Source organism: Sinorhizobium psoraleae, from assembly GCF_013283645.1.
Lineage (GTDB): Bacteria > Pseudomonadota > Alphaproteobacteria > Rhizobiales > Rhizobiaceae > Sinorhizobium > Sinorhizobium psoraleae.
Window position 1 is genome coordinate 514,087 of the sequence record NZ_JABEKV010000002.1, and the last position, 22,533, is coordinate 536,619.

The window sequence follows — 22,533 nt, forward strand, 5'->3', positions numbered from 1 at the left end:
TTCTACGCCTCGATCTGCACGTCGCCGAGCGGCCGCGAGCAACAGGCAAGGATGTAGCCTTCCTCGATCTCGTCATCGAGAATGCCGCCATTGTGATTCATCTCGACGTCGCCGGCGACCTTCATCACCCGGCATGTACCGCAGATGCCGCCCTCGCAGGCCGCACCTATCCTGACGCCATTGGCGCGCGCGGTCTGCAGGATCGTCTGGCCCGGCACGGCCGCCACGTCCTTGCCGCTCATGGTAAAGCTTACCCGCACCGCCTCGGCCGGAGCGCCCGCAGCAGGTCCAGCGCGCACAGCAAGTTCCTCGGCCGCCGGCGCGGCGGCCGGCTGGAAGCTCTCTTCGTGATAACGCGCCATCTCGAAACCGGCGCCTTTCAGCATCTCCCTGACGCCGCGCATGAAAGGTTCAGGCCCGCAGCAAAACACCGTCCTCTCCAGGAAGTCCGGCGCGAGCAGAGGCAATTTCGTCGCGTCGATGCGGCCGCGCAGTCCGTGCCATCCGTCACGCGCCTCGTGGCCTTCCACGAGAAAGCCGAGATTGAGCCGTGGCATCTGGCGGGCGAGAACCTCCAGTTCGGAGCGGAACAGGAGATCCTCCGGCCGGCGGGCGCAGGAAATGAAGGTGACGTCCGTGTCGGGCGCGCAGTCGACCATCCACCGCGTCATCGACATCATCGGCGTCACCCCGGAACCGGCCGAGATAAACAGATATTTCTCACCCGGATGGCGAACGAAGCTGAAATCGCCGAGCGGCCCGAGCGCCTTCAGCCTCATGCCCGGCTTCAGGTTCTCGAACATCCAGCGGGTGCCGACACTGCCCGGCTGCGCCTTGACGGTGACGGCAACCGAGAGCGGTCGCGACGGCGAAGACGACAGCGTGTAGGTGCGCATCACCGGCTCTTCGCCGACGGGCAGTTCGAGCGTGACGAACTGCCCCGGCAGATAGCGAAACCAGGAAGGCTTGTCCGAGCGGAAGGTGAAGGTCATCACATCCGCGGTCTCGACGACGGCCGAAATGCACTCAAGCAGGTGCTGGCGATCGATCCACGGGTGCAGTTCATCGAAGTGGCGGAAGGACAGAGGCATTTCCATGGTCATGCCACCCGCGAGAGAGGAGCGGCGTCGCCCTGCAGACGGTTCTGCATGAAATTGCAGTACCATTCGACGAACTGCATCACGCCGCCCTCGTGCTCGGCCGAATAGGGGCCCGGTTCATAGGCCGGCGAGCGGATGCCGAAGGCATTTTCTTCGACGATCTGGCGGTCCTGGTCGTTCGTCTCCGTCCAGACATGGGTCAAGTCCTCGATCGTGTAATCGACGCCCTCGACCGCGTCCTTGCTGACCAGCCATTTGGTGGTGACCTGCGTCAATTCCGGTCCAAGCGGTAACACGCGGAAGGTGATCGCGTGATCGCCGAGCACATGGTTCCAGGTCGTTGGGTAGTGGAAGAGCAGCAGCGTACCGATCCCGCGCGCGTTGACGCCCGCCGAGAGCTGTTTGCGGACTGCGGCCTGACCGGACATGGTGTAGCTCTCGGCCCCGTTGATCAGCGGCATCCGCGTCATCCGGAACTGGCCGGTCGGCGCAATCCTGAAGGTGCTCGGAAGGCCCGCCGCCTCGCACTTTTCCCAATGGGCGCCGATCTCCGGGTCGTTCATCGCGCCCTGGACGCCTGTCACCGTCGGGGCTTCGGGGTAGGTGCGGCAAAGCTCCGGATGGTTGGCGGCGCAATGGTAGCACTCGCGGTTGTTCTCCCAGACAAGCTTCCAATTGCCCTTCTCGACGATGGTGCTCTCATAGGCGACCTTGGTTTCGCCGAGACGATGCGGTGCGAGATAGCCTGCGGCCATGTCGCGGAACGGCTGGAAATCCATCGGATTGTCGGCGAGGCTGATGAAGATGTAGCCGCCCACGGTTTCGCAATGGACCGGCTTCAGGCTGTGCTCAGCCGGGTCGAAGCCTTCGGGCATTTGCCGGGCGAAGAGCAGCTTGCCGTCGAGTTCGTACGTCCACTGGTGATAGGGACAGACGAGCTTGGCCGATGAGCCTTTGTGCTGCGTGCAGACACGCGAGCCGCGGTGGCGGCAGGAATTGTGGAGCGCCCGGATCGTTCCCTGCCGGTCGCGGACGATGACGATCGGATAGTCGCCGACCTGAACGGTGAAGTAGTTGCCGGCTCTCGGAATTTCGCAGTCGTGACCGATGAAGAGCCAGTCCTTGTACCAGATGTGCTCGAGGTCTTGCCGGTAATAATCCGGGTCGGTGTAGAAGGCCCGGTCGAGGCTATAGCCTTCACGGCGGGTTTTCAGCCGGCGCAGCATATCGTTCTGAACGTCCATGTCCTATCCTCGTTCATCAGTTCGGAGAGGCAGGAAGGAACCAGCACCGATAAAGATACCGGCGCATCAACGGCTCCGATCCGGCTGCCCGCCGCAACCAGTTACGGTCGATATTTCGTCCCAAGGCTGGTTTCCGGGCTCTGGAGCGGCCCCGCGAGGGACCAGCCCGGCGCCTTCCCGGACACACCGTCCAGTGGCCTTTTGCCGTGGCTTTCGCTCCACCACCGTTGCGGGGGCAGCGCCGGGATCTGACCGGCTTCCCAATTCTCCGCCTCCCTGGAGCGGCACCTTGAGTGTTCCTATCTAAGCGCGCACAGCAGTTCGGCATCTGCCGATTGACGACATCCGATTCCGGAAAGGCGACACGACATTCTCGTGTTCAATCGCGAAGCAGCCATAAAGATTGTTCATTAGAAACAATGTGATAGTAGAAAATTTAAGCAACTGGCGATTTTTTTGGCAGTGCCATCTCCGGCACGAAGTTGACTGGCCATTTTGCGACATTCGTCCCATGCGAGCGTCATCGACGAAATGGTTGAAGAATCATCTGTTAACCCTGAACGACTAGCATTCCGCAACGGATCAATTCGCGGACAGGATGGCGCCGACGCCGATGGCAAAACTCAGATATTATGACGCCGCCCCGAGAGCCTCGCTGCCAGCGCCCAGGACCACACCACATGCGGAGTTCCTCCGAACCGGACGGATCGAACGCCGACGGCACTGGGTAACCGAGCAGCGGCGTTACCTGACGCATGAGGAAGTCGCCGAGCGCACGGGGCGGAAACTGGCGGCGGCCGGGGAGACCACCCACAAGCGGATCAACGCTTTCCATGCATCGATCCAGTTTCCGAAGATGATCTTCCACCGCACGCTCCCGAACAGTCCGCATCTCGGCTACTGCCACGTGACCGCCGCAAATACGCACCTTCCCCAGTCGCGCGATCTCACCTGGGCTTTCTATTTTGCGAACTTCTTTTCCGATCTCGGTGACGAGACGCATTTCTTCGATCGGATACAGACAGGCTATTCGCGGATGTATTTCGCCGTGGCCATCGAGCCTGGAGACGAGGAAGGCCGGATGGTCATCAACCGCGATGTCCGCGGTAACGGCCTGATCTTCCGGACACAGGACCCGAAGATCGCGCTCAAGAACGTCTTGATGCTGGGCGCGCGGGACGATGCGCTGCGCCAGATCATTCGCAGTCTCTGACGCGCAGCCGGTCCTTGTTTCCATGCATGTCGTTATCCCAAAACCGCTGCGCACTTTTGGGCGACATGCGCTCCTTGTTTGCATGCATGTCGTTGTCCCAAAACCGCTGCGCACTTTTAGGCGACATGCGCTCCTTGTCTCCATGCATGTCGTTATCCCAAAACCGCTGCGCACTTTTGGGCGACATGCATTGACGAAGAAAATCGTTCTGTTTTCCCCACACCTCCTTTAAGGAAGCGACGGAAAGGGCAAACGGAACTGCCATGGCCGAAATCATCGATACACGCACAGAACCGGACCGGGCGATCGAGAGAGCCTGCGCCGTTCTTTCCGAGGGCGAGCCTGTCGCGATCCCGACGGAGACGGTCTATGGCCTTGCGGCGGATGCCAGCAACCCCGATTCGATCAGCCGGATCTACGAGATGAAAGGCCGGCCGCGTTTCAACCCGCTGATCTGCCATATCTCCGATATGGCGATGGCCGAAGCTCACGTGACGTTCGACCCGATCTCACGTCGTCTTGCCGAGGCCTTCTGGCCTGGCCCGCTGACCCTGATCCTGCCGCAACGGCGCGAGAGCGCCGTCCACGCGCTCGCCTCGGCCGGTCTCGACACGCTCGGCATCCGCATGCCCGACGGCTTCTCGCGCCAGGTGATCGCCCGCTTCGGACGACCGCTCGCGGCGCCGAGCGCCAACACGTCGGGGAAGATAAGCCCAACCAGCGCAGCCCACGTGCAAGCCGACCTAGGCTCCAGGCTGAAACTCATCCTCGATGCAGGCCCGGCTGAAATCGGCCTCGAGTCGACGATCATCAAGGTTGAAGACGGGGCACTGCGGCTGCTGAGGCCCGGTGGGCTGGACGCCGCGGAGATAGAGAAACTGACGGGGCGCGAGGTCCTGCGGCCCGAAAGCGCCGGCTCGACGATCGAGGCGCCGGGCATGCTTGCTTCGCATTATGCGCCGGGCGCAGCCGTGAGGCTGAATGCCGAGGACGTTCGTGCCGGAGAAGCGCTGATCCGCTTCGGAGGCAGACCGCTTCCGGGCGAGAGCGGCGCGACGATCGTGCTGGACCTCAGCCCCGGCGGCAATCTTCGCGAGGCGGCCGCCAACCTTTTCGACTACATGAAGCAAGCGGATGCCAGCGGCGCTCGGACGATAGCCTTCGGTCCTGTACCGGAAGAAGGTCTCGGGGAAGCGATCATCGATCGCCTGCAGCGGGCAGCAGCCCCCAGAGCTTGAACAACTTGCTGAAAATGAGAGTACGATCATGACGACCCCACTTCTTTCTCCGGAATTGATCGCCTCTTTCATCGAAATCGTCGGTAGCGCCAATGCGCTGAGCAGCCCGGCGGAAACAGCACCTTACCTTGTCGAATCGCGCGGGCTCTATCACGGCACAACCCCACTCGTCCTCAGGCCTGGTTCCGTCGAGGAAGTCTCGCGCATCATGCGCCTCGCCAGCCAGACCCGCACAGCCATCGTGCCGCAGGGAGGCAATACCGGACATGTGGCCGGCCAGATCCCGCGCGAAGGCAAGGCCGACATGGTCCTCTCGCTCGAGCGGCTGAACCGCATCCGCGACATCGATCCGGTCGGCAATATCATCGTCGCCGATGCGGGCTGCATCCTGGCGGACATCCAGAAAGCGGCTGACGACCACGGGCGCCTTTTCCCGCTGTCGCTCGGTTCCGAAGGTTCGGCCCGCATCGGCGGCAATCTCTCGACCAATGCCGGCGGTACGGCCGTGCTTGCCTACGGCAACATGCGCCAGCTTTGCCTGGGGCTGGAAGTCGTGCTCCCGACCGGCGAGATCTGGGACGGGTTGCGACGGCTGAAGAAGGACAATACCGGCTACGATCTTCGCGACCTCTTCATCGGCGCCGAAGGAACGCTTGGCGTCATTACCGGCGCCGTGCTGAAGCTGCTCCCAAAGCCGCTTGGCCATCACGTCGCTTTCGCTGGTCTCGGCAGCGTCGAGGATGCACTTCGTCTTTTTGACCGGGCATCGAGCCTCTGTGGCCCGGCGCTGACGGGTTTCGAGCTGATGCCGAGGATAGGCATTGAGTTCACCACGAGGCACATCCCGGGCGTGCGCGACCCGATGCCGACGGTCCATCCCTGGTATGCCTTGATCGATATCTCGACGTCGGACTCCGCCGAAAGCGCGGAGCGTTTGGTGCAGGGCGTGCTCGAAGCGGGCGTCAACGATGGTCTCGTCGAAAACGCCGTCATCGCGACAAGCGAGGCACAGCGCAAGGCGCTGTGGCATATGCGCGAGAGCATGTCGCCGGCGCAGAAACCGGAAGGCGGCTCCATCAAGCACGATGTTTCGGTGCCGGTATCGAGCATCCCCGGCTTCATTGCGGAGGCCGATGCCGCCGTCATGAAAGCCATACCCGGGGCGCGCATATGCTCCTTCGGCCACATGGGCGACGGCAACATCCACTACAACATTTCCCAGCCGGTCGGCGCCGACAAGCAGGCGTTCCTGAACCGTTGGCGCGAGATAAACGCCATCGTCCACGGCATCGTGCTGAGATATCGCGGATCGATTTCGGCCGAGCACGGCATCGGCCAACTGAAACGCGACGAGCTCGCGGAAATCCGCCCGGCGATCGAAATCGAGCTGATGCAACGGATCAAGCATGCCTTCGACCCAGCAGGCATCATGAATCCCGACAAGGTGCTGCGCTCCAGCTCAACGTGACCGATGCCAAAAGCTGGAGCGGGACGCGAGCGGGAACCCGCTACACCTTTCTTCGAATTGCTCTAACCGCCCATCCGCAATTGCGTCAGTTGCATCAGCGTGTCGGCGCTGATGCCGAAACCGCCGCTGCCCGACAGGACGATGGCGGCGGGCGAGACATCGGTGTTGTTTTCGACGTCATAGAGAGCGGTGAAACGCTGCAGAAGTTTCTCGAGCTTCTCCGGATCATGAAGGTCGGCGATATCCAGCACGCGCTTGATATACTCGGCCTGAACATCGATGTCGCTGCTTGCCATCTCCTGCGGGATGCTGAAGGCGGTCCTGACGACCTGCATCAAGGCGCCGTCGGCAAGAAGGTCGTAAGCCGTGTTGACGTCGGAGGCCATGCGCTTGAAATAGAGCGCCAGGCGGACACCGGCATTGTCCGCGCCGGCATTCTCTTCCAGCGTCTGGTTGAGATAGAGATCCATCGTGGCAATGATGCCGCGCCGGGTCTGGATTTCGCCTGCGGCCCCGCGAGCAAGCTTTCCGTCGATATCGAAATTGAACGAGGCGACGATCTCGCGGTAGCGCGTGTCGCTCTCCGTGTTGATAAAGCTCTCCGGATCGTCGAGATCGGAGGCAAACATTTCCCGGAGATAGCTCGTCTCGACGGTCTCAGGATCGATGCCGGCGGCGACAAGGACGAAATCAACCAGGCGACGGTTGCCGAGAAAATCGTCAAGCGTTTCGATCTTCTCGATCTCGGCACTGTAGTACTTCGCCTCTTCCGTCGCCTTGGCCTTGTCCTCGTCGGTTCCGAAACGGCTCTTTTCGATAACGTATGCCTTGGACGTGTTGAGGATTTCGGCCTCCGACTGCGCCAGCTTCGGCGCGCCGAGCGTGCCGTCGGGCTCAAAATTGAATGCCTTGGCGAGCTTCACGTAGCGCTCGTCCCTGAGAGAGTTGGCGTAGCTGTCGGGGTCACTGAGGTCGCTGGTCAGGACTTTTCTCAATTTACGCAAGCTGTCGCCCTCCTCCTCAAGGCCGAAGGCGCGCAGCGCTAGCGTCATCATGCTGGAATCGTTGAGCAGGTTATCGACGCTCGTCAGCGTGTTGACCAGCATCTTGAAGCGTGAAATCAGTGCCTCGTCGGCAGCATCGTCCTTGTCGTTGTAATGGACCATGTAACCGTCAGATGTCGTCGCCATCTGCGCCGCCGTTTGCGCGGGATCGCTGCTGGCGAGGGTGCCGTCCGTCTGGAAATTGAAGGCGGCGGCCATCGCCTTGTAGGCGGCATTGTGCTCGCCGCCCATCGTGTTGGCGTAGCTGTTGGGGTCGTCGAGATCGCTGGTGAGGATGTTCTCGACCGTCGTCGTCAAAGTGCTCGGCGGCAATCCAAAAGCGGTCACCACGTAGTTCAGCAAGCGGGTATTGGATTTCAAATCTGCAACCGTCGTGATGCTGCCGATCGTCGCCTCGTAATAGCTTTTGTTGAGCAGAGCCTCCGCGGAGGTCACGCGGTCGCTGGCGTTCAGGATGTAGTTCTCGTTGATGGCGCTCTTTTGCGCCGCACTCTGCGCCAGCGTGCTCGTCGGCAGGCTCCCGTCGCTCTGGAAATTGAACGCTTTCGCGAAATCCAGCGCCGTGCTGCTGCCGAGCTTGTTAACGTAGCTGTTCGGGTCGTTGACGTCGCTAGTCAGAATCTGTCTCAAATGAGAATAGGACGTGTATTTGGGATCGAAGCCGAAGGCCTTCATCGCATAGGTCCTCAGGCGCTCGTTGCCCAGGAACTGGTCGACATCTGTCACGGTATCGATCACCGCGTTGTAATAGCTCGTCTCTGCATTGAGCACATTCGACTCGTTGGCGATCGTCTCGCTGTAGAGGCCGATCAGCGCATCTGTCTGGGCGTCGGTCTGCGCAACAGCGGTCGAGGAACCGAAACTGAATGCTTCGGCGAAATTGCGATATCGCTCGTCCGTCAAGCGGTTAGCAAAGCTATTGTCGTCCTTCAGATCGCTCTCGAGGACCTTGCGCATGAAAGCGACCGCATAAGTCATGTCCTCGAGACCGTGGGCCTTCATCGCGTAGGAATAAAGGCGGTAATCGTCGAGAAATTCGTCGACCGAAGTCACCCTGCCGATATTCGCTTTGTAATACTCGGCCTCGCGCGCAACCAGCGGCTGGATCGACACGCGGTTGAGACTGGCCCTCATGTCGCGGGTGATGAGATTGTAGTCGATATAGGTCGAAACCATGCCCGTCGCCTTGTCGATTGCCGGCGGGACGCGCCCCACCAAAACAGAATTCTGACGCCGCATCATCTCACGGGAGACTTGTGTGTGGCTTTTCCGGCGCTCGTTCGCGGTTGGAAGAATCGCGGCAATTTCGTTGACGAAGAAGAAACCTTGACGGGTCGGCTTTTGCTAACCATCGGGCCACGCAAAGTTTTTTTAACCGCAATTTTTAAGCTGCCCGGAAGAGCGGCTGCCTATTCTCCCGCCCATAGAGGACGAAAAAGTCCCGACGAGAAGACCGGGAACCGGCTCTCAAGGAAAACAAGGGCGATTTGAAATGCGCAACACACTTTCTCAACCGGCTTGGGTTGAAAACAAGCTGAGGCTCGATCCGAAGCGTTTTCCGCAGCAGGCGACCTACGCCTTGCGCGGCCATGACGGCAATGTCACCATCAGCCTCGACGAGCGTGGCGCTGTTTTGCGCAAGGTGCTACCATCGAGCGGCCTGCCGCTTTCGATCGCCTTGCCCGCACGCGCGTTCCGGGGTGTTGCAGCGCGGGCCATCGACCATGGCGACGGGGAGGTTACAGTGACGCTAGAACTCCATCACGACGATCCGGATCTTTGCATCCCGTTGCTCGTCGCGCACGACCTTTCCGACATTGCCGCCGACTGGCGGGCCTGGGCGGAGGCCTATCACATCCCGATGCTGATGGTCGAAGCCGACGGTGTCGCCCGTCCGCTGGAGGAACACCTCGGCGATGTCCGCACCGCTCCGGTGAAGCCACGCCGCCGCCACTCCTTTTTCGCCGAACGCCGGCCGCGCTTTCTCGTGCGCCGCTCGACCGGAGAACTCGGCGTTCACATGAAAATCAACGGGCGCGAGATTATCGCCCGGTCCTGACCTCGATCGATCTCCAGTGCGAAGACCGGCCGACCCTGCGGCTGGTCTTCGTCGTTTACTGCATGTTTCCTTAAATCGTAGCCGATTTAAGGATCAAACATGCAGAAATTCAAAGTGCTACAGCGTCCTTTGCGCGTCTGATAGGACGCGCGGCGCTGTACGCGGTCCGTTACGGATGTCGTCCGAAGGCCGATTTGTGGTGGAGCTTTATCCGCACGTTGCGGGAAATGTTACCGTAGAAACAGTGGTTTCGCCTTCTTCATGCCATATGCGCTCCATAGCGAGAGGCACGAATGAAGGAGAACCGCATGCGCAAGCACCTGCTCGCCGTCCTCATCGCCATTCGGGCTGTTTTCCGCGCACGCGCTGTCGTCAAGTCGCGCACGGCGGAGAGCGAACCGAGCTGGGCGTAAAGAGGCGCCACGACCGAACGGACGACCCTGACCGAGATGCTCGGTCGAACCGAAGCCCACACATCCTCTGGACCCTGCCGGAGGATTTTTTCATATCAGGCGTACAAGCAGCGTCAGGACCAGCCCGGCGAAAACAATGAGGCCGACGACGCTGTTGAACTTGAATAATGCAAGACACTGCAGCGGATCGTGGATATTCAGCAGCAGGATCTGGTAGCCAAGCATGACGGCTGCCACCAGAAGACCGGCGTAGGCGAAGAAGCCCGCTCCGGCCGCGACGAAGGCCAGCAACATCAGCAGGACGGCTAATCCGTAGAGCCCGATCAGCCACGGCCGAGGATTGTCACCGAACCGGCGGGCGGTCGAGCGGACGCCGATCAATTCGTCATCCTCCCTGTCCTGGTAGGCGTAGATGGTGTCGTAGCCGATGGTCCAGGCGATCGCGGCGCCGTAGAGCACAACGGAGGCAAGCGACAGTTCGCCGAACTCCGCCGACCAACCCATTATCGCGCCCCAGGAAAAAGCAAGGCCGAGAAAAAATTGCGGCCAGTCCGTGAAGCGCTTGGCAAAGGGATAGATCGCCACCAGTGCAAGCGAGGCGATACCAAGGAAAACCGTGAAGCCATTGAACTGCAGCAGGACGAGAAGACCTACCAGAGCCTGCAGCACCATGAACGCCTTCGCCTGGAAGCGCGTGACGCGTCCGGAAGGGAGGGGACGCGAGCGCGTGCGCGCCACTTCCATATCGATATCGTGATCGACGATGTCGTTATAGGTGCAGCCGGCGCCGCGCATGGCGATCGCACCGACCGTGAAAAGGAACACGTGGAACAGGAAGCGGCCTGCCGAGAAGCTGCCAAGGCTTGCCGCCGTCGCTGATGCCAGTGCAGCCGACCAGAGGCAGGGCCACAACAAAAGCTGCCAGCCGATCGGCCTGTCCCAGCGAGCAAGCTGTGCATAGGGCCAGAGTGAGCGCGGCAAAGCGCGATAGACCCAGTTATTGGACGGTGCGTCGTGGACGCGGCCGGAATCTGCAGGGAACGTGTTCATGGCTCCTGTTTGGCTTCCCGAAGCCGGGCGGTCAAGCGGCAGCCGCCCGCGACGATCAAGGAACAGTGAAGTCGAAGCGATAGGTCGCGGAAAGCCCGACCAGAAGCTGATTGCGGCTGCCGCGTTCGCGCACCAGGCTCGAATCGGCGGCTGGCCCCATCAATCGCCGGAATTCGGCATAAGCACTGGTCTCCAGCTTCTCGGTCGCCTGCCAGGTGATCGCGGCGCCGAGGCCCGCGGAGTGGATGCCGCCGCCGGGATCGTAGGTGCTTAGGCCGGATGCGGCCGATTCCTTATTGTTCACACCGTAATAGGCGTCGAAATAGTCGCTCGTCGCAGCCGTCAGCCGAGGACCGCCGGAAACCCGTACCGTGCTGCTGACATCGACGAAGGCATCCGCCGCCACGTCTGCGACGACACCATGATGGCTGCGGATACCTTGGCGAACCTCGGCGCGCAGACGCATCCAGTCGGTCGGATAGACCTCGGCGAAGCCACCGATTTCGCCGCCGAACTTGACGGGATCGAGGCCCTTAAGATCGCTAGATCTATCCTCGTCCCGTTCGAAGATCAGTTTGCCCACGACGCCCGCCCGGATCCCGCCCTGATCGAGGAGCCCGTAGGACATGTTGTCGTTGCGCGAGGAGAAGCGCACGCTGCTGCCGGCCTTGCCGAGCGAGACCAAGGGAGCCGCCTGAAACATCCGGTCCGAAGCACCTTCATATTTCGGACCGATGAAGCCAGTGGCACCGACCTTCAGATACCAGTCACCCGACCACATATAGCGGCCGTCTCCGGCCGAAGCCGTGCCGGCCAGCAAGAAAAAAGCTCCAGAAAGAAAAGCGATGCGGATACGCAATGAACAACTCCGGGTGAATCATTCGCCAGGCGGGTGGATCGTACCGGGGCACGAGCGCGGGGGAAAGGTCGGATGTAACACACCGCCGCTTTATCGGCCGTGTGTTCCTACGATTCCGTTAACCAGGTCAATTCAGCTTTCGTTTCCCATGGCATCTTGTCAACCCGATTGGCCTCGCAGATAGAGGCTTGGCGGCGCCCCAAGCATTCGGCGAAACATGGTCGTGAACGCCGCGACATTCTCGTAGCCTGCATCCAGCGCCACGGCGATGATCGGCTCGCCGTCAGCGATGCGCGGCAGCGAACCGAAGATGCAAGCCTGCTGTCGCCAGGTGACGAAGGTAATGCCGGTCTCTTGTCGAAAAAGGCGCGTGAAGGAGCGGCGGCTGATGCCCATCCGATCGGCCCACTGATCTATGGTGGCGGTCGCTGACGGTGCCTTCAGGAACTGCCGGCACAGCGAGGCAAGCCGCTGGTTCTGCGGGAAAGGCAAGCCCAACGGCCGCTCTGCAAGACGCGGGATCTCCGCCAGCAACAGATCCATGATCAATTGCTCCCTTCGCTCCGATGACTCTTCGCTTTCAGCACCGACGAGCGCATCAATGAGACTGGCGACCAGCGCGGTGATCTCCAGCACCAGCGGCCGGTCCGCGGGGCTGGCGTCCGCGGAAATGTAGATTGAATGCATCCGGACATCGCTCACCATCTCGGCCGAGTGTTCCGTGCCGGCGGGAATGAGTAAGGCGTGCCCAGGAGGAATCATCCAGCGCCCGCCCGGCGTATGCACGAGGACGACGCCGTGACGCGCCCACCACAACTGCGTGCGGCTGTGGCTGTGCGGAGGAACCTTCAGTCCGGAACCGTAGTCCTTGCCGATCGCCAGAACGGGGGCGTTCGCTTTCTCGATCCACTCCAAGCTTCTGAAATGGTCTGCATCCGGTAATTGCGGCAGGTGATTTCTTCTCGATTCCGGCATTTGGCCCACTCGCGAAAGAATTGGACCAAATCACAAAAGCAGGCCAGCGACAAGCCGTCTAGAGATGACCCAAAGACTTCAGGAATGAGCCGTTCGTAAGGAAATATCTCATGGCTTCGGTTACGTCGACGGGCAGCATCAGTCCCGAAAAGACCGCCTTCTCCGTCATTCTCGCAGTCAGCTTCTGCCACATGCTGAACGATATCATGCAGTCGCTGCTGACCGCACTGTATCCGCTGCTGAAGGCGAACTACGCGCTCGACTTCGTCCAGATCGGCCTCTTGACCTTCACATTTCAATTGACCGCATCGATGCTGCAGCCGGCGGTCGGGATCGTTACCGACCGGTGGGGCCTGCCCTATTCATTGCCCGTGGCCATGCTTTCGACCTGCTCCGGGCTGATCCTCCTCGCAAGCGCCGGCGACTTCTGGATGCTTCTCGTGGCGGCAAGCCTGATCGGTGTCGGTTCCGCGATCTTTCATCCTGAATCTTCCCGCGTCGCCCGGCTTGCATCTGGCGGCCGCCACGGGCTGGCGCAATCGCTGTTCCAGGTCGGGGGTAATGCCGGGAGCGCGCTGGGGCCGCTGCTTGCGGCCTTCATCGTCATTCCGTTCGGCCAGGGCAGTCTCGCCTGGTTCTCGATCGTTGCGATCACCGGGTTCTTCGTCCTTTCCTGGGTCAGCACGTGGTACGTACGGCACCGCCGCATGACCATGAACCGGCCCGCACCGAACCGTGCGCTTCCCTTGCCGAAAGCTCGCGTCCTCTGGGCAATCGCGATCCTTGTTTTGCTTACCGCCACGAAGAACGTCTATCTCGCCAGCATATCCAGCTATTTCACTTTCTTCGTCATCGAGAAGTTCGGCACGAGCGTGCAACAGGCCCAGTTGATGCTGTTCCTGTTTCTCGGCTCGGCGGCCGCCGGAACCTTTCTCGGCGGACCGATCGGTGACCGATATGGCGCGCGCTTCGTCATCTGGTTCTCGATCCTCGGCGTCATTCCGTTCGCGCTCATGCTGCCCTATGCAAACCTGTTCTGGACGTGCGTCCTGAGCGTCCTCATCGGTCTCATCTTTTCGTCCGCCTTCTCGGCCATCGTCGTCTTCGCGCAGGAGCTCGTTCCCGGTCGCGTGGGATTGATAGCCGGCGTCTTCTTCGGTTTTGCCTTCGGCTTCGGCGGCATGGGCGCTGCGGTGCTCGGCATCTTCGCCGACCGGGAGGGCATCGCGTTCGTCTACAACATCTGCTCCTACCTGCCGTTGCTGGGCATCCTGACGGTGCTGCTGCCGAAGATCCCGGCGAGATAGGATGTGCCATCCCTGGGGCGCCGGCGGGCCACCCGGGGAGCGCCGTCCCGTCTCGTTACCGGCCGTGTCGAAATCTGCTTCTGCCGGGGTGGCCCTCTGTAATCATTCATAAATTATTGCAGGTTACGGTCACCTAATGGGGGCTTGGGCAGAGGCAGAAAATGAGAGGGCGCGCGGTTATTTCCGTCTTCCTGGCGACGCTGGTACACGCGTCCGCTGCTCGCGCCGAAACGCTCAATCTGCTCATCTGGGAATCCTACATCGACCAGGAGATCATCGACCGCTGGACGGAAAAGACAGGAGTCACGATCCGTCAGGTCAACTATGACAGCGGCGATGCTCGCGACGAGATCCTTGCGGATCCCGGCAGCAACATAGATGTGGTCGTCGTCGGCGAAAACGGTGCGGCGCTGTTCGGCAGGAAGGGTGTGCTCGAACCGCTCACCGAGGCCAATGTGCCCTCGCTCAAGGATTATGCGCCCGAATGGCGCAAGCGCTGCGCCGGACACGGCCTGCCCTATCTTTGGGGCACAATGGGCATTCTCTACCGCTCCGATATCGTGACGGAGCGCCCGACCTCCTGGCAGGATCTGATGCGCCCTGCGCCGGCGCTGAAGAAGCATGTCGCCATGTTCGACGACCACAACGAGGCCTTCGTCGCGCCGTTGATGCTGCTTGGCGCCTCCATCAATGCCAACGACAACGAAACGCTGAAGGCCGCTTTCGACCTCATGAAGGAACAGGCTCCGTCGGTGCTGACCTACGACTATGTGATCACGTCCATCCAGAACCCGGCGATCGGCGAAAACATTCACATGGCGCTCGGCTACAGCGGTGACCAGCATGTGCTCAACGACAAGGCAGGCGTACCGGGTCTCTGGCACTATTCGGTCCCCGAGGAAGGAACGCTCTCCTGGCTCGACTGCATGGCAGCGACGTCGGGTTCGCCGAACAAGCGGCGGGCATTGGAATTCCTCGATTTCATCGGTTCCGCGGAAAGCGCTGCCGCAAACGCCATGACATTGGCAATGCCGACGGCAAGCAGCGCGGCACTCAAACTCCTGCCCGAAGCGATGCGCTCCGACCCGGCGGTCTATCCTCCTCCGGAAATATTGGCGAAGAGCCAATATCAGCGAGAACTGTCCATCCAGTCGGTGCAAGCACGCCGGCGCATCATCAGCACGTTGGCGAATTTCCAGTGACACTCGGCAAGCGCGCACTTTTCCTCATCTTCCCTGTGGTGCTTGCGGGCTACTTGCTCGCGGCCTTTTCGGTCCACATCGCCCAGAGCCGATCGATCCGGGCGCTCGAACACGCCAAGCTGTCGCAAAGGCTCGAACATACAGCCGCGGTGTTTCAAAGTGAGATCCGACGGAGCAGGAGCTTTCTCAACGCTTTGCTGAACGGCAATGCGCTGCGTCAGTTCGTATCTGAAACGGACCGGACCTATCGCGCCAGCGCACTCGGCGTGCGCCTGCAGGAGAGTGTAAAGTCGCTCTCGGACGATCCGATGGGCTTCGTCTCATTGATCATTCTGACCTCCAAGCTGGAAACGGAATATTACTTCGAGAACAGTTGGGATCCTTTTGCGGAAGTCGATGAGGCACAGATCGAACTGGCAAGGAAACTCATCAAGGGCACCAAGCTTACGGATTGGACCTACCTTCACGATGGCGGCGGCCGCCCCAGAATCGTCTACTCCCAGTTCATCGACCCGATCACCCTCAGCCGTCCTTTGCCCAGCAACAAGGCGAACGCGCTTCTGATGCAAGTTGCCGTGCAGCCCGATCGGTTCCTCGAAATGCAGACCGCGCTGAAGAAAGAGTATGGCGCCGACATCGTTCTCCAGCCCTGGCCGCTCGCCGTTACCGACGATCTTTCGGCTAGCGCCCCTATCGGGCCGGCACTCCACGCGACGCTTACGATTTCGGACTCACATTTCGAGAGGCAGATGCTGCGCCAAAAGGTGCTGCTTGCGCTTGGCGCCGTGGCCATGGGCCTTTTCTCCATCTGGCTGATCGTCGTCCTTATCCGGCGCTTCATTACCGAACCGATCGCAACGCTCGACGCCAATGTCATGGCGGTCATGGTCGGCGCGCGCGACGAGATAGCGGATCGGGACGAAGCAGGCGAAATCGGGCGCCTGACCCGCAACATCCGGGAATTGCATCGCCAGTCGGTCCATTCGCTGGAACTCGTCCAGCGAAGCTCCTGGACGGATACACTAACCGGCATCAGCAATCGAGGTCACTTCAATACGCTTGCTGCCGGAGTTGTTCAGGAAGCCATCGCATCTGGCGAAAAATGCAGCTTGCTGTTCATCGACATCGACAACTTCAAATTCGTCAACGACAAGCATGGTCACGAAGTCGGCGATGAGCTCCTGAAAGCGCTTGCCGCCCGACTTGCAGACCATGTCGGTGCCATCACCCAAAGACGGGGACAAAGGCCGGCAATCCTCGCCCGCCTGTCGGGCGACGAATTTGCCGTCCTGGTGCGCTCAAGACCGGGCGACGGCACCGTCAGGGAAATCGCTGGCGCGATTCTCGCGCTGTTCGACGATGGTTTCGAGGTTACCGGCAAGCGCTATCCGGTGACGGCAAGCATCGGCGCAGCGATCTGTCCGGACGACGCGAGCAATGTCGCCGAACTGATCTCCAACGCCGACGCCGCCATGTATCAGGCCAAGAGCGCGGGCAAGAACCGCTCCAGCCGGTTCTCCCGCGCGCTCAAAGACAAACGCACCCGATTGCGCCAGATTCAGGAGGAATTGCGGTCCCTGGACCCGGACAAGCAGTTTCACCTGGTCTACATGCCGATCGTCGACACGAGGGGCCGCGTCACCGGCTGCGAGGCCTTGCTACGCTGGCACTCCCCCGTTCTCGGCAACGTCACCCCGGACGAATTCGTCCCGATTGCGGAAAGCTCGGGTCTGTTTTCCAAGCTCGACTGGTGGGTCATCAACAAGGCAATGTCCGATTGCCGCCAGCTGAAAGCGCTTTTCGGCCCGGAGACCGTGCTGGCGATCAATATTTCCTCCGCCGAACTGCACTCGCGGTCGATCAGCGACTATTTCTCGGATTGCGTCGAACGTCATGGACTTCAGCCGCAGTCGATCGACATCGAGCTGACGGAGACGTTCGCGGTCCAGGTCAGCGACCAGTTGCGGCGGAACATAGAGGACCTGCGCCAGAAGGGGTTTCGGCTTTCGATCGATGATTTTGGCGCCGGCTACACGTCGGTTCAGCAGATCATCGACTATGCCGCGGATACGATCAAACTCGACCGAGCACTCGTTTCAAACCTGACCGCATCGCAATCCCTGCCGGTCCTCAAGGCCGTCGTCGCCCTGTGCCATGCGAAGGACATGGCGGTAGTCGGCGAAGGCGTGGATAGGCCGGAAAAGCTTGCGATGCTGACCGCAGCCGGATGCGACCGGTTCCAGGGCTATCTGATCAGCAAACCGCTTTCGCTCGACGATCTCGGAATCTGGGCGCTGACCCGAACAGCGCGACCCGATGCCGAAGCGGCTGAAGGCGCTGCCGAAGACCGGCGGACGGTCGTCCGCTAGATACGCCATTCCCCTTAATCCGCCGCGGCTGCCGCTTTTTCCTTGACCTTACCCCGCTTGCCGTCCTAACCGCAGCGCAGCAATTACAGCGCCGCGCGTCTAATCCAACGCGCAAAAGGTCGCTGTAGAACTTTGAGTTTCTGCATGACTCCTTAAATCGATCTCGATCTAGGAAATCATGCAGCAGCTGATGGCGAGGGTGGCAATGAAAGTTCTTCTGATCGGATCGGGCGGACGCGAACACGCGCTTGCATGGAAAATCGCACAATCGCCGAAACTGACCGCCCTCTATGCCGCGCCGGGCAACCCGGGCATCGCCGAAGAAGCGGCGATCGTCGCACTCGACGTCGACAATCAACAGGCCGTGGTTGATTTCTGCCAAAGAACGGCGATCGATTTCGTCGTGATCGGCCCGGAGGCGCCGCTCGTTGCGGGGCTCGCAGACACGCTCCGCGCCGCGGGCATTCCGGTCTTCGGCCCGTCTGCTGCCGCTGCCCAGCTCGAAGGCTCCAAGGGCTTCACCAAGGATCTCTGCGCGAAATACGGAATTCCGACCGGCGCCTACAAACGCTTCACTGAAGCGGAGCCGGCGAAGGCCTACGTGCGGGAACAAGGCGCCCCGATCGTCATCAAGGCGGACGGACTTGCCGCCGGCAAGGGCGTGACCGTCGCGATGACGCTTGACGACGCCCTCGCCGCTGTCGAAGAGTGCTTTGCCGGCGCCTTCGGGTCCGCTGGTGCCGAAGTCGTCGTCGAGGCCTATCTCGACGGCGAGGAAGCAAGCTTCTTCTGCCTCTGCGACGGCAAGACCGTCCTGCCGCTTGCTTCGGCCCAGGATCACAAGCGCGTCGGCGACGGTGACACGGGGCCCAACACCGGCGGCATGGGCGCCTATTCTCCAGCACCGGTAATGACTGCCGAAATGGTCGAGCGCACGATGAAGGAGATCATCAAGCCGACGATGCGCGGCATGGCCGAAAGCGGTTACCCGTTTACCGGCGTGTTCTTCGCGGGGCTGATGATCACCAAAAACGGCCCGGAACTCATCGAATACAACGTCCGCTTCGGCGACCCCGAATGCCAGGTGCTGATGATGCGCTTGAAGAGCGATCCGTTGCCGCTGCTCTACGCCGCGGCGACAGGAACGCTCGGCGACATGAGCATTGAATGGCGCGACGAGGCGGCGCTGACGGTCGTCATGGCCTCCCGGGGATATCCCGGCGCCTACGAGAAGAACACGCCGATTACTGCCCTGCCTGACGAATCCGCAACCACCAAGGTGTTTCATGCCGGCACGGCGATAAAGGACGGTCGGTTGGTTGCAACCGGCGGCCGCGTGCTGAACGTCACAGCCATGGGCGAAAGCGTCAGCAGCGCCAAGGACGCGGCCTATACGGTCCTGCGTGGTGTGTCATGGGAAAACGGATTCTATCGTCGCGACATCGGCTGGCGCGCCGTCGCCCGGGAAACCGCCTAGACCACGGTGTATCGACCAGAAACATAAACGTGATCGATTCTAATGAGTTAGAGCGGGATGCGGAGCGGAAAACCGCGCACAGCTCGCCCCGCTCTACTGCACGTTCCTAAAATCGTAGCCACAGCGCCCTTTGCGCGTCTGATAGGACGCGCGGCGCTGTAAGCGAAAAGCCTGCATCGGTCAATTTTTATCGATCCTCCTGACGGGAAGGTAAGGGAAAAGCCATATTGTCGTCCTCGACAGTTTCGAGGAGAATCCAATGCGTTCCCTGCTCATCTCCGGTGCTTTCGCGCTTCTCGCTGGCACGGCCGCTGCATCCTCAATCGAGGATGTCGTCTCGGGCAAGGCGATGAACTCCAGTGTCGCCGCGGTTTCCTGCGCGGACTGTCCGCCGCTGCAGCCGAAGAAGAAGTCCTCCTACGTCGTCCCCGAGATCGCTCCGGGCACCGACAAGATCGAACTCAAAGAAATCGGTGGCGAGGTGAAGCTGGTGCGCACCGAAGCCTGGCTCGGCGGATCACCGGTCGTCTTCGTCAGCAAGGCACCCGAGGAGGTCGTAAGAGCCGCGGCGATGAAGGCCGGCGGGTCGGCGATTGCGAGCGCCTCGATGGACGTCGACCTGCGCCAGCCCGCGACGGGTGGCACCATCTCCCCGCAGATCGACGAGACGGCAAAAACCGCCGCCGTTCATGCGATCTCGCATGCAGAACCCGTTGCAGCATCGATGGCCAAGGGCAACTCACAGGAATTTGATCCAGCCGCATTCGAACTTCGGCTAGACTAAAACCATATAAATACAGTTCCCTGCCCCGTCCAGCTGACCCCTGACTTCACGGCTGACGGGCATTCGCTGCAATGGCGAGAGATTGCGCCCCTGAGAGAAGCAGGGGCGCAATCTTTTGGGGATATACGCCAGACGCATTCCTCATGCTGCCCTCGCCTATCCTGTCCATGCCTCACCCAGCTTTGGCGGCCAGAAGCTCTATCTCGCTGTCGGAATAAACCTCGATGCCGTTCTGGCGCAGCAGCGCGGCGGTAACACCCATGCCCGGGTGCCGCGCGCCGCTGAAGCGGCCATCATAGATGAAGCCTGAGCCGCAAGACGGACTGCCGTCGATCAACAGCGCAAACCGACAGCCGGTGTCTAGTGCCAGCGCCAAGGCATTCTCGGCTGCCTGGACAAATTCGTCCGTCACATCCCGGCCAGTCCTTTCAACCACCCGGGCTTTCCCCGAAAGCACATCGGCACCTACCTGTCCGTGCTCGATCTCCGCCGGCGGGCGCGGAACCGGCATGCCGGCCGACATCTCGGGACAGATTGTGACAAGCCTGCCCTCCTCACGCCAGCGATCGATCGCCGGATGAGAAAGCGGCTTCGATGCGCCGTCGTAGCGCACCGCATGGCCCATGAGACAGGCGCTGACGAGGATCTTGGCAGTCATACCGCTTCATAGACGGTCGCCGCACGTCCTTTCAAGTGGCGAGCAATGGCAATGCCACGGAGGCGAGCAGAAGGGCGGCGAAGATCAGGTTGGCGATGCGAGCCTTCCATGGGTCGCGCAGGACCGTTGCGATAGCCGCTCCGAAGGAGAGCCAGATCGTGTTAACGGCAACCGCAATGAGAGTGAGCGCGAGAACCTTCGCGATTGCGCCGTCGACGCCCTGATCCAGGTCGTTCGTGCTGCCGGCGTAAACAGCGCCGATCGCCGCATAGGCTTTGGGATTGGCGATCGCGAGCACAAATCCGCTAAGGAACGAAGGAGTGCCTGAGCCCTCTTCATGAGCGGCAACCGGCGGCGCAGTGGCGATATGCCACGCGAGATAGATCATATATGCGCCGGCGAGAACCGTCAGCGCCGTCTTCATGCCCGGCAGCTCGAGGATCAGGGCGGTTACGCCCGCAGCGATCGCGAGGACAACAGCAATTGTACCGATGTTGACGCCTGCGGCGTAATGCGCGCTTCGGCGTATGCCGTGGGCCGCCCCCATACCTGCGAGACTGAGCGTCGCCGGACCGGGACTGCCCATCAGCGGCAACGCCGCAAGGACCAGGAGAGCGAGATCGCTGGCCATGGTCGCGCCGCCGATGTCAGATCCAGACATCGTTACGAGCCGTGCGCTCGCCGCCCTCGTGGCCGGTGTTCAGAACGCCGCGCGGCTCGATGAGCAACATCTTCACTTCGCCTGCCGCAAAGGGTTTGTGCTCGACTCCCTTCGGCACGACGTACATCTCGCCCGGGCCGACGGTCACAGAACCGTCGCGGAAATCGATCCGAAGCGTGCCGTCCAGCACAATGAACGCCTCGTCCGTTTCCGGATGATCGTGCCAGACGAAATCGCCTTCGATGCGAACGATCTTGACCTGGTAGTCGTTGATTTCGGCGATCACGCGCGGCTGCCACTGATCGGAAAATCGCGCCAGCTTCTCCTGAAAATTGATCGGCGCATAGGTTCGCTTCGACGCATCCATTGCCTCTTCCTCCTGCCGTTTCGGCTGAGGTTAAGGCCCGTGTGGCAAGCGGTATTGAACGATCGTGCGGAGCGGAATGTTTAGCGGGAGACCGGCGTACCCGCCATCCGCAGCCAGCGTCCCGGCGAAAGACCGAAGGCCTTCTTGAAATGGCGGCTCATATGCGCCTGGTCCGCGAAACCGGCATCCAGCGCGGCCTCTGCGGGCGATATTCCCCGTCGCAGGTCGGTCTTCACCGCCTCCAGGCGCCGTTGAACGAGATAGCGATAGGGGCTGGTGCCGAACAGACGCCGGAAATCGCGGTTCAGCCCCCAACGATCCCGGCCACTGATCGCCTCGAGCATATCGAGCGTGACCGTGCCCTCCGGCAAATCGTGGAGGTAGAGCCGCGCGCGTTCGGCTGAGCGGTAGTCCAGCGCCCGGCCCGGCGGCGAAGTAACGCCGGCTGCCGCTTCGAGCGCATGAGCAAGTTCGAAAAGGCCGTCGTCGAACTCCAGCGCTTCGATGCGGGCGTCCGTCGCCGGAAGCAGCGCGTGAACCGCCGCAAAGAGCCGCGGATCGGGGGAAATGCCGCCCTTGATGAAGGGCAGCGGACGGCCGCCCAGAACACTCTGGATAGCCGCCGGCTCGATGTAGATCATGCGATAGCGGAAACCGTCGTCGCTGCCCGCATGGCCATCGTGCAGTTCGTCGGGATGAAGCACCATCGTTCGGCCGGGAAGGCTGAAGCGGTCGGCGCCGCGATAGCGGAAGCTCTGGACGCCTGAAAGCGTCTGGCCGATAGCGTAGGTATCGTGCCGGTGCGGCTCGTAGGCGTGCCCGGCGAAGAACGCCTCGATGCGCTCGAACGGCACCGCGTCTTCGGCAACCGCAATCCAGTCGCCTCGCCGCCCAAGGGTCGGCGGTTCGATGATGCCTGCGCCTGCGCTCGGTTGGCCGCTCGTCATGCCCTACGAGATAGGGCAATTGCAGTCGATTGTCGATGCAATGTGGCCGCCGCGCGCGTGAGGCGGGTAGCGGCGACC

Annotated in this window: 20 protein-coding genes and 1 riboswitch; of the genes, 9 read left to right on the forward strand and 11 right to left on the reverse strand. The window is 61.3% G+C overall.

Annotated features, from left to right (window positions below):
* Positions 1 to 2: 2 nt before the first annotated feature.
* Together ILFOPFJJ_RS11320 and ILFOPFJJ_RS11325 are read right to left on the reverse strand one after the other, a co-directional pair.
* Positions 3 to 1,103: an FAD-binding oxidoreductase gene (locus tag ILFOPFJJ_RS11320; RefSeq protein WP_173510650.1), complete on the reverse strand. Its 1,101-nt coding sequence runs from the start codon at positions 1,101 to 1,103 to the stop codon at positions 3 to 5.
* A complete protein-coding gene (locus ILFOPFJJ_RS11325) occupies positions 1,100 to 2,344 on the reverse strand; it encodes an aromatic ring-hydroxylating oxygenase subunit alpha (protein ID WP_173510651.1) in 1,245 nt (414 codons plus the stop codon). The genes ILFOPFJJ_RS11320 and ILFOPFJJ_RS11325 overlap by 4 nt, the downstream gene beginning before the upstream one ends.
* A gap of 107 nt (positions 2,345 to 2,451) precedes the next feature.
* A riboswitch (cobalamin riboswitch) is annotated at positions 2,452 to 2,651 on the reverse strand.
* A 306-nt stretch (positions 2,652 to 2,957) separates the two neighbouring features.
* Between ILFOPFJJ_RS11325 and ILFOPFJJ_RS11330 the strand changes: the two genes are divergently transcribed.
* Positions 2,958 to 3,557, forward strand: coding sequence for a DUF6656 family protein (locus tag ILFOPFJJ_RS11330; RefSeq protein ID WP_173510652.1), 600 nt, complete (start codon positions 2,958 to 2,960; stop codon positions 3,555 to 3,557).
* Here the strand turns inward: ILFOPFJJ_RS11330 and ILFOPFJJ_RS11335 are convergent.
* Positions 3,541 to 3,822: a hypothetical protein gene (locus ILFOPFJJ_RS11335; protein ID WP_173510210.1), complete on the reverse strand. Its 282-nt coding sequence runs from the start codon at positions 3,820 to 3,822 to the stop codon at positions 3,541 to 3,543. The genes ILFOPFJJ_RS11330 and ILFOPFJJ_RS11335 overlap by 17 nt on opposite strands.
* On the opposite strand from ILFOPFJJ_RS11335, the gene ILFOPFJJ_RS11340 reads away from it, so the two are divergent.
* Both ILFOPFJJ_RS11340 and ILFOPFJJ_RS11345 read left to right on the forward strand, forming a co-directional pair.
* Positions 3,821 to 4,795 (forward strand): L-threonylcarbamoyladenylate synthase, encoded by a 975-nt coding sequence (locus ILFOPFJJ_RS11340; protein WP_173510653.1) that lies wholly within the window; start codon positions 3,821 to 3,823, stop codon positions 4,793 to 4,795. The genes ILFOPFJJ_RS11335 and ILFOPFJJ_RS11340 overlap by 2 nt on opposite strands.
* A gap of 28 nt (positions 4,796 to 4,823) precedes the next feature.
* Positions 4,824 to 6,263 (forward strand): FAD-binding oxidoreductase, encoded by a 1,440-nt coding sequence (locus tag ILFOPFJJ_RS11345; RefSeq protein WP_173510654.1) that lies wholly within the window; start codon positions 4,824 to 4,826, stop codon positions 6,261 to 6,263.
* Positions 6,264 to 6,325: 62 nt separating this feature from the next.
* Here ILFOPFJJ_RS11345 and ILFOPFJJ_RS11350 read toward each other — a convergent pair whose 3' ends face one another.
* Positions 6,326 to 8,503, reverse strand: coding sequence for a DUF1217 domain-containing protein (locus ILFOPFJJ_RS11350; protein WP_173510655.1), 2,178 nt, complete (start codon positions 8,501 to 8,503; stop codon positions 6,326 to 6,328).
* A 316-nt stretch (positions 8,504 to 8,819) separates the two neighbouring features.
* Here ILFOPFJJ_RS11350 and ILFOPFJJ_RS11355 point away from each other — a divergent pair, with 316 nt between their 5' ends.
* The gene (locus ILFOPFJJ_RS11355) at positions 8,820 to 9,386 is read left to right on the forward strand and encodes a DUF6101 family protein (protein ID WP_173510656.1); all 567 of its coding nucleotides are present in this window, start codon (positions 8,820 to 8,822) and stop codon (positions 9,384 to 9,386) included.
* Between the two features lie 503 nt (positions 9,387 to 9,889).
* Here ILFOPFJJ_RS11355 and ubiA read toward each other — a convergent pair.
* The 3 genes from ubiA to ILFOPFJJ_RS11370 form a co-directional block, all read right to left on the reverse strand.
* A complete protein-coding gene (ubiA, locus tag ILFOPFJJ_RS11360) occupies positions 9,890 to 10,849 on the reverse strand; it encodes a 4-hydroxybenzoate octaprenyltransferase (protein ID WP_173510657.1) in 960 nt (319 codons plus the stop codon).
* Between the two features lie 55 nt (positions 10,850 to 10,904).
* Positions 10,905 to 11,708 carry a MipA/OmpV family protein gene (locus ILFOPFJJ_RS11365; RefSeq protein ID WP_173510658.1) on the reverse strand — a complete coding sequence of 268 codons (804 nt, stop codon included), beginning with the start codon at positions 11,706 to 11,708 and terminating at the stop codon, positions 10,905 to 10,907.
* A gap of 159 nt (positions 11,709 to 11,867) precedes the next feature.
* Entirely contained in the window at positions 11,868 to 12,683 is an 816-nt protein-coding gene (locus ILFOPFJJ_RS11370) for an AraC family transcriptional regulator (RefSeq protein ID WP_173510659.1), read from the reverse strand.
* A 110-nt stretch (positions 12,684 to 12,793) separates the two neighbouring features.
* Here ILFOPFJJ_RS11370 and ILFOPFJJ_RS11375 point away from each other — a divergent pair, with 110 nt between their 5' ends.
* From ILFOPFJJ_RS11375 to ILFOPFJJ_RS11395, 5 genes are all read left to right on the forward strand, one after another.
* Positions 12,794 to 13,990 carry an MFS transporter gene (locus ILFOPFJJ_RS11375; RefSeq protein WP_173510660.1) on the forward strand — a complete coding sequence of 399 codons (1,197 nt, stop codon included), beginning with the start codon at positions 12,794 to 12,796 and terminating at the stop codon, positions 13,988 to 13,990.
* Between the two features lie 161 nt (positions 13,991 to 14,151).
* Complete coding sequence (locus ILFOPFJJ_RS11380; RefSeq protein WP_173510661.1) at positions 14,152 to 15,192, forward strand: polyamine ABC transporter substrate-binding protein; 1,041 nt, start codon at positions 14,152 to 14,154, stop codon at positions 15,190 to 15,192.
* Positions 15,189 to 17,561, forward strand: a complete 2,373-nt coding sequence (locus ILFOPFJJ_RS11385) for a putative bifunctional diguanylate cyclase/phosphodiesterase (protein WP_173510662.1) — start codon at positions 15,189 to 15,191, stop codon at positions 17,559 to 17,561. Before ILFOPFJJ_RS11380 ends, ILFOPFJJ_RS11385 begins: the two co-directional genes overlap by 4 nt.
* Before the next feature lie 205 nt (positions 17,562 to 17,766).
* The gene (gene purD / locus ILFOPFJJ_RS11390; RefSeq protein ID WP_173510663.1) at positions 17,767 to 19,038 is read left to right on the forward strand and encodes a phosphoribosylamine--glycine ligase; all 1,272 of its coding nucleotides are present in this window, start codon (positions 17,767 to 17,769) and stop codon (positions 19,036 to 19,038) included.
* 259 nt (positions 19,039 to 19,297) lie between these two features.
* Positions 19,298 to 19,822: a plant virulence effector HPE1-like domain-containing protein gene (locus ILFOPFJJ_RS11395; RefSeq protein WP_173510664.1), complete on the forward strand. Its 525-nt coding sequence runs from the start codon at positions 19,298 to 19,300 to the stop codon at positions 19,820 to 19,822.
* A gap of 172 nt (positions 19,823 to 19,994) precedes the next feature.
* Here the strand turns inward: ILFOPFJJ_RS11395 and ILFOPFJJ_RS11400 are convergent, their stop codons facing one another.
* From ILFOPFJJ_RS11400 to ILFOPFJJ_RS11415, 4 genes are all read right to left on the reverse strand, one after another.
* On the reverse strand, positions 19,995 to 20,480 hold the full coding sequence (locus ILFOPFJJ_RS11400; RefSeq protein ID WP_173510665.1) for a 2-thiouracil desulfurase family protein: 486 nt from the start codon (positions 20,478 to 20,480) through the stop codon (positions 19,995 to 19,997).
* A gap of 31 nt (positions 20,481 to 20,511) precedes the next feature.
* Positions 20,512 to 21,141, reverse strand: coding sequence for a LysE family translocator (locus tag ILFOPFJJ_RS11405; protein ID WP_246299588.1), 630 nt, complete (start codon positions 21,139 to 21,141; stop codon positions 20,512 to 20,514).
* Positions 21,128 to 21,508: a cupin domain-containing protein gene (locus ILFOPFJJ_RS11410; RefSeq protein ID WP_173510666.1), complete on the reverse strand. Its 381-nt coding sequence runs from the start codon at positions 21,506 to 21,508 to the stop codon at positions 21,128 to 21,130. The genes ILFOPFJJ_RS11405 and ILFOPFJJ_RS11410 overlap by 14 nt, the downstream gene beginning before the upstream one ends.
* Positions 21,509 to 21,588: 80 nt before the next feature.
* Positions 21,589 to 22,455 carry an AraC family transcriptional regulator gene (locus tag ILFOPFJJ_RS11415; protein ID WP_173510667.1) on the reverse strand — a complete coding sequence of 289 codons (867 nt, stop codon included), beginning with the start codon at positions 22,453 to 22,455 and terminating at the stop codon, positions 21,589 to 21,591.
* Between the last annotated feature and the right edge of the window lie 78 nt (positions 22,456 to 22,533).

Coding starts and splice junctions, on each gene's coding strand:
- ILFOPFJJ_RS11375 (WP_173510660.1), top strand. CDS start 12,794: ATGGCTTCGGTTACGTCGACGGGCAGCATCAGTCCCGAAAAGACCGCC.
- ILFOPFJJ_RS11405 (WP_246299588.1), bottom strand. CDS start 21,141: ATGTCTGGATCTGACATCGGCGGCGCGACCATGGCCAGCGATCTCGCT.
- ILFOPFJJ_RS11330 (WP_173510652.1), top strand. CDS start 2,958: ATGGCAAAACTCAGATATTATGACGCCGCCCCGAGAGCCTCGCTGCCA.
- ILFOPFJJ_RS11325 (WP_173510651.1), bottom strand. CDS start 2,344: ATGGACGTTCAGAACGATATGCTGCGCCGGCTGAAAACCCGCCGTGAA.
- ILFOPFJJ_RS11400 (WP_173510665.1), bottom strand. CDS start 20,480: ATGACTGCCAAGATCCTCGTCAGCGCCTGTCTCATGGGCCATGCGGTG.
- ubiA (WP_173510657.1), bottom strand. CDS start 10,849: ATGAACACGTTCCCTGCAGATTCCGGCCGCGTCCACGACGCACCGTCC.
- ILFOPFJJ_RS11395 (WP_173510664.1), top strand. CDS start 19,298: ATGCGTTCCCTGCTCATCTCCGGTGCTTTCGCGCTTCTCGCTGGCACG.
- ILFOPFJJ_RS11345 (WP_173510654.1), top strand. CDS start 4,824: ATGACGACCCCACTTCTTTCTCCGGAATTGATCGCCTCTTTCATCGAA.
- ILFOPFJJ_RS11410 (WP_173510666.1), bottom strand. CDS start 21,508: ATGGATGCGTCGAAGCGAACCTATGCGCCGATCAATTTTCAGGAGAAG.
- ILFOPFJJ_RS11350 (WP_173510655.1), bottom strand. CDS start 8,503: ATGGTTTCGACCTATATCGACTACAATCTCATCACCCGCGACATGAGG.
- ILFOPFJJ_RS11340 (WP_173510653.1), top strand. CDS start 3,821: ATGGCCGAAATCATCGATACACGCACAGAACCGGACCGGGCGATCGAG.
- ILFOPFJJ_RS11415 (WP_173510667.1), bottom strand. CDS start 22,455: ATGACGAGCGGCCAACCGAGCGCAGGCGCAGGCATCATCGAACCGCCG.
- purD (WP_173510663.1), top strand. CDS start 17,767: ATGAAAGTTCTTCTGATCGGATCGGGCGGACGCGAACACGCGCTTGCA.
- ILFOPFJJ_RS11380 (WP_173510661.1), top strand. CDS start 14,152: ATGAGAGGGCGCGCGGTTATTTCCGTCTTCCTGGCGACGCTGGTACAC.
- ILFOPFJJ_RS11355 (WP_173510656.1), top strand. CDS start 8,820: ATGCGCAACACACTTTCTCAACCGGCTTGGGTTGAAAACAAGCTGAGG.
- ILFOPFJJ_RS11370 (WP_173510659.1), bottom strand. CDS start 12,683: ATGCCGGAATCGAGAAGAAATCACCTGCCGCAATTACCGGATGCAGAC.
- ILFOPFJJ_RS11335 (WP_173510210.1), bottom strand. CDS start 3,822: ATGGCAGTTCCGTTTGCCCTTTCCGTCGCTTCCTTAAAGGAGGTGTGG.
- ILFOPFJJ_RS11320 (WP_173510650.1), bottom strand. CDS start 1,103: ATGACCATGGAAATGCCTCTGTCCTTCCGCCACTTCGATGAACTGCAC.